The organism is Longicatena caecimuris, from assembly GCF_004341945.1.
GTDB lineage: Bacteria > Bacillota_I > Bacilli_A > Erysipelotrichales > Erysipelotrichaceae > Longicatena > Longicatena caecimuris.
Window position 1 is genome coordinate 128763 of sequence record NZ_SMBP01000007.1, and the last position, 6159, is coordinate 134921.

General features: G+C 32.7%; 2 protein-coding genes and 1 pseudogene. All 3 read left to right on the plus strand.

Going from position 1 to position 6159, the window contains the following annotated elements:
- Positions 1-39: 39 nt before the first annotated feature.
- Positions 40-1201 (plus strand): annotated as a pseudogene (locus EDD61_RS14060) (IS256 family transposase); the annotation flags it as partial.
- A gap of 1237 nt (positions 1202-2438) precedes the next feature.
- Entirely contained in the window at positions 2439-2627 is a 189-nt protein-coding gene (locus tag EDD61_RS05925; protein ID WP_128125176.1) for a hypothetical protein, read from the plus strand.
- 782 nt (positions 2628-3409) lie between these two features.
- A partial coding sequence (locus tag EDD61_RS05935) for a Cna B-type domain-containing protein (protein WP_132224525.1) occupies positions 3410-6159 on the plus strand: 2750 nt, incomplete at its 3' end.

The following is a 6159-nucleotide window of genomic DNA, read 5'->3' on the forward strand; positions in this document are numbered from 1 at the left end:
AAAATAAGATCGTATGACTTAATGATACGCAGTTTTTTACAATCCATAGAGGATGCAGATGAAGCACTCAAGGAACTTTTTGATCCTATATTTGAATCATTGTTCCAAGGTGAAATGAATCATCATTTAGGATACGAAAATGATGATAAAGATTATAAACAAAGGCAGAATCGCAGAGATGGATATAGTCAAAAAACTGATCATACTACAAAGGGAGATATCACGATCGTTACACCAAGAGATCGTGATGGCTCTTTTGAAGCACAGATGATATCAAAACGATAAAGAGATGTTTCAGGAATAAAAGATAAAGTATTGGCGTTGTACATGAGGAATGAGTCAACGTGATATATCAAAAACAATAGAAGATATCTATGGATTTTCAATTTCTCATGAAATGGTATCCGATATTACAGATGTCATACTACCAGAACTAGAAGAAAGGCGAAATAGACCCTTGAAGAAGTGCTATGCCTTCTTGTTTATAGATGGTATGTATGTAACATTGCGTAATGGCTATGAGGCGAAAGAATGCGTTGTATACACGATATTAGGCTACGATTTGAATGGATATAAAGATATCCTTGGATTATGGCTTAGTGAAAGTAAGAGTAAGAATTATTGGATGCAGATATTTGATGAATGAAAGCACGAGGATTAGAAGATGTTTTCTTTATGTAGATGGATGGGGTTAGTGTACTTAAGGATGGCGCAAAAGCCAACTTCGGATGTGATCGTACAGCGAGCATCGTCCACTTGATACGAAACTCAATAAAGTATGTACCAAGTAAAGATTTTAAAACATATACTTCCCATCTTAAGAAAGTATATGGAGTGCCAAGCCTTAAAACTTGTCAAGCAGAGTTTGAAAAATTCCAACATGCATGATCACAATATCCAGGAGCAGTGGACGTATGGCGGCGTAATTTTAGTTATGAAACAACTGTTCGATTATGGGAGTGCCGTAAGAAAAGTAATGTATACGACGAATGCGATCGAGGCAATCAATTCCAGTTTCCGCAAAGTGACGATAAAAGGCGCCTTTCCAAACGAGAACGCCTTATACAAATTACTATATTTACGTTGTACAGAACTTGAAAATAAATGGGAGAATGGTACCATCCGCAGTTGGTCACAAGTATTAAATCAACTCATGATCAATGACAAGTTTAGCTCTCGCATTGAGAAATATCTAAAGTGATTATATTTTACTTACACACTTTTCTTGACAAACCTGCTACCTTCCTTAATTTAAAAATTTTACACATTGTTATCGACAAGCCTAATAGATGTTTAATTATTTTTTTATGGTGCACACTTTTCGTGACAAACCCTAAATAGTTAAATTTTAGATTTTTTGGAATAAAAATTACACATTTAGTTCCATCTTTTTTTATAACTAATAATTCCTAAAATTCCCATCCTTATGTCATATTTCCATTTTATCATCCTTGAAACGAAAAGTGTGCTTTCTTTACCATCTACAAATTCGATACTTATAATTTTACTTAAAAAAGTTTTCAGTAAAATTCCTAATATGTCTAAATAGTAATTTATCGCTAGAAATATATTAGTGAAAAAAAGGGAAAGGAGGTTGTTATATAGAAAAATGGAAATACAGACAGATTGTTACCATGGGAGACAATTTGGAATTTTAATAGTCCTTTCTTCTTATCGAAATAAAAAGGGATATTGGAAATGTATTTGTCAATGCAAGTGTGGAAAGCAAAAAGAAATTTTCACTAGTAATCTTCTAAAGTGGTGGGACAAAAAGCTGTGGTTATACAAGAGAAAATCCGAATCTGATTGAGGGTACGAATTTATGTCTAATCCGAGTTGAAAACTCTCGAAAAGTAATACAAGTGGTGTAAGAGGAATGTCCCCTACTCGAAATGGTAAATGGATTGCTAAATCACATTTCAGGGAAAGTGATATTTTCTTGGAACATATGCAACAATTGATGAAGCAGAAAAAGCAAGAAAAAAGGCGAAGAGAAATATTTTAAGCCATTTCTTGAAGGTATGGAAAAGAATAATTGAAAGGAAATTGAAAAAAGAAATTATGCCTATAGCTCTGTCAGGTGGGATAACACTATCTGAATTTGGAAACGATGTGCTGTATGAAGTATTCATTGACATTAAAGAAGTGAATGCTATTAATGAATAGGAAGTAACTAAATTTAGTGTTTGTGTTGCTAAGCCATTTTGGCATACAATCAGGAAAACAAAAACAGATAATTTGAAATGGTTCATTATATGTAAATAAGGAGAGAATAAGTGTGAAAGAAAATCAAAAATATAGCAATTTAATAGACTTGAAACAATTTTCATACAATACTTTTGCTTACATGTAGTGAGGGAATGGAGGAAATATGAATAATTAATGATGAAATTGTAATAGAAACATGGCGAGAGACTGAGTCAGAATTAGAAATTATTGTGTTAGGGTTAGAAGAAAAAGAGCTGAAAACAAAAGGATCATTGAATGGCGATATTAAAGTTTCGTTACCAATTAATACACAGTTCTGGGAAGCAGATGTACGTTATGAAGTATTAGAAGAAGGAAAAGTTAGTATCTCTGATATAGATAAATTTGTTTCACAATCTAGTAATCCCAAAATATTGTAAATAGATAGTGTGACATATGGTAGCATAACCTATTTAATTACACAAGTAGAACATTTGGCTGTAACTGGATATGAAACAGTAATAATGACTAATGTGAATACATTTTCAAATCGACCTTCAGGTAACTGAGATTAGGCTAGAGTGAAAAGAATCTTTCCAAACGTAACGAAATCAAATCAAGAGATGATTTTATGTTTTTTAAGAATCGTTTTCATACCTTAGATTTAGAAAACATTACTTCTTTACCTGTTCAAATGTTTTATGTGTTTAGTAAATTGTAAGAAGTTTCATTACCCAAAGTAACAGTGGTTGAAAAAGCCGATTAGGAACTAATACCTTTATGGAAACCCCAATTGAAATAGTTAATATGCCTTCCCTTTTAAAAGTAGGAAATAAAATGTTTTAGACGGTAATTTTTTAAAAACTATTACAATACCATATGTACAAGAGGTAGAGGAATTAGAGTTTTATAGAGCCAATGTGCTAGAGGTTGTCGACTTACTGTTGGTGAAGAAAGTTGGGAAAAACGCATTTCGTGTTTTAAGTAATCTAAAAGAAATCAAGATGCGGGAAGTTGAAGAGTTAGAGAATTTTGAAAAAAGTAGAAGAGAAAAAGGGCTTTTCCAATTCGAAGATTGGGTACTTTATGAATAAAGAATTAAGAAAGAATCTAATATCTTTTTGATGCCGTTCATTATTTATTCTGAATCACGAATATATTAGAAAAAACACATAAAATAAAGAACAATGTTTTATATAAGGAGAGAAAGAGAGATGCAATTATGAAGAAAATATTTAGAGTCATGCCAATATTATTACTTTTAGTTAGTTTAATAACGTTTGCAATACCCCAAAATAAAGTGTTTGCAAATAATGACAACATTGCTTTTGGTGAGAATGAAGCTTCAAATTATGTGGTTCATACAACGATGGAATCAGATAAACAAGCAGTTGCAATTGATATTAAAATAGAAGCAAAAGAGAATATCAATATACAGAAGGTAACTTTACCGGATAAAAGTGAAGTTTCTTTAGTAAATTCAAGCATCACTTATCGTGCGTTAGAAAATGGTACATATGTATTTACTGTGTATTATACAAAAACAGAGGGCACTAGTTCTGAGGTCATTAATGATAAAAATCAAACAAATGAAATTTTGACAGTGGATATTACAGTAGATGTGGATGATATTGAAAAATTAATAGAGAAAGAATCATCTGAAAATATTGAAAAGAGTAAAGTTGATCAAGAAAAAGTTGCTCAAGAAAAAGTTGCTCAAGAAAAGTTAAATAAGGAAAATGTGTTAAAAGAAACAAAAATTGAAGATTCAGTACAGGTTTCTACATGGGCAGAGTTAGAGACAGCACTACTAAATAAAGATAATATTTTTATAGAAATAACAAAGGATATTGAAATAGAAGATGAAATCCTTATACAGAATGGAAGAACGGTGCATTTTACTGGTGTCGGCAGGCTGGTCCGTTCTGAAAAGCTTGATAAATCATTGCATATGATAAATATAGAAGAAGGAGGAAATGTGTATATAGAGGGTATTACTATTGATGGTAATAATGTTGGTGATCGATTTATGAACATGAAAAGAGTTGCCACTGCAATAGAAATATCAGGAAAACTTACATTAGTATCTGGAACAATTACTCGACACACCTGCTATGTGATTCATATGCAGGGAAAAAATGCTGAATTTCATATGCAAGGAGGCATTATTACTGAGAACGAAGCTTCTTCTGGTTTATTAATAGAAGATCATGCTACCTTTATAATGGATGGGGGAGAAATCACAAAAAACTCCTTTGATAATTGGTCAGATATGGAAGAAAATGGAATTTATTTATTAAATGGAAGTAAGTTTATATTAAATAATGGATACATCACAAATAATATATGCGATGGATTAATGAGTGGAATTGTTAATGTTAGTGGTGGTCGAAGTAATCGAGATGAAGATGCTGCAAGTTTCGTTATGAATGGGGGAGAAATTTCCAATAATTATAGTAATAGAACAGCTGGAGGAGTAACTGTTGGTACTTGGTTAGATCCTGATTATATAACAGTTGCTAACTTTCAAATGAATGGTGGTAAAATATCCAATAATACTTCTAGATTCAGTGGTGGAGGAGTTTTTATTTTATGTAATGGTGAATTTGAGATGAATAATGGGGAAATCATAAATAATCAAGCTCCTATGGGAGGCGGAGTCTCAGCATTTGATGCTTTTGTTGCGATGGGGGCAGGTGATGCTGGTTTTGATATAAATGATTGGGGCACTAAGTATAATTGTCCTGCTGCATTCACTATGAATGGTGGTGTGATATCCGGGAATAGCACAAATGACGCCATTCAAGCAGATGCTACACAAGGTACAGGTGGTGGTGTTTATGTCGCTTCGAATAAAGTGACATTGAATGCTGGCAAAATAACTAATAATAAGGCAGAAGATCAAGGTGGTGGTGTATATGTTGGAAGTATTCCTTATGAACTTCATATGTATAATACCTTGATTACAGATAATGATGCAACTTTATTAGGAGGAGGGATATGGTCTTGTCCTACTGGTAGTGTACAAATTCATGTGAATAATGGAGGGGCATTGTTTGATAATAATGCCTTGACAAATGCAGCAGGAGATGATTATGTGTCTGTTCCAAGAAGTGATAAGTATATTACAACACTTGCTGAGAGAATGCTAGGGGGAGGCAGTGTTACATATTATGAAGATGGAAAGGTTTTAGAATTAGGAGTATTAGGAAAACCAGATCCATCCGTCTCTCGATTTGATCCTGCAAATCCTGGGGAACCAATAAAAAATATTAGTAATAGTAAAGAAACATATGCTTTGAAAGTTGATACGACACAGAATGCAAAAGAAATAGCAAAGGATGCAGCCAAGCTAATTATTTCAGGAAATACTTCTGTAAGAGGTGGTGGAATAGGAACAAATGGAAGTGTCGTTATTGGAGAAGAAGAGAATAATCAAACCATTCATGTAGAGAAACAATGGGCAACTATAGATGGAAAAACACCGACAGTAAAAGTAGACCTAATTCGTATTGATCAAAATGGGAATAGAACAATTCTTGATACAGTAGAATTAAATGAAACGAATAATTGGAAGGTAACATTTAACCATTTACCGTTGCAATATACTTATGATGTTGAAGAACATGCAATGGAAGGATATAGAGCAACATATGAGAAAGTTGTGAGCGAAAATGAAATATCTATAATTATTAAGAATACACAGAGTACCATCGAAAAAAAAGTAACAAAAGTCTGGAATGATAGTAATAACCAAGATGGAATACGACCAAATGAAGTAAAGGTACAACTTTTAGCTAACGGAAAGGCCTTTGGTGAAGTGCTCACAATGAATGAAAAAAGTAATTGGAGTGCTACTTGGAAAGATCTTCCAAAATATGAATCAGGAAAAGAAATTGAATATACTATAAAAGAACTAGATACAATTTCTGGATATGAAAGTAAGATAGAAAGTGATAAGGATGGAAACTT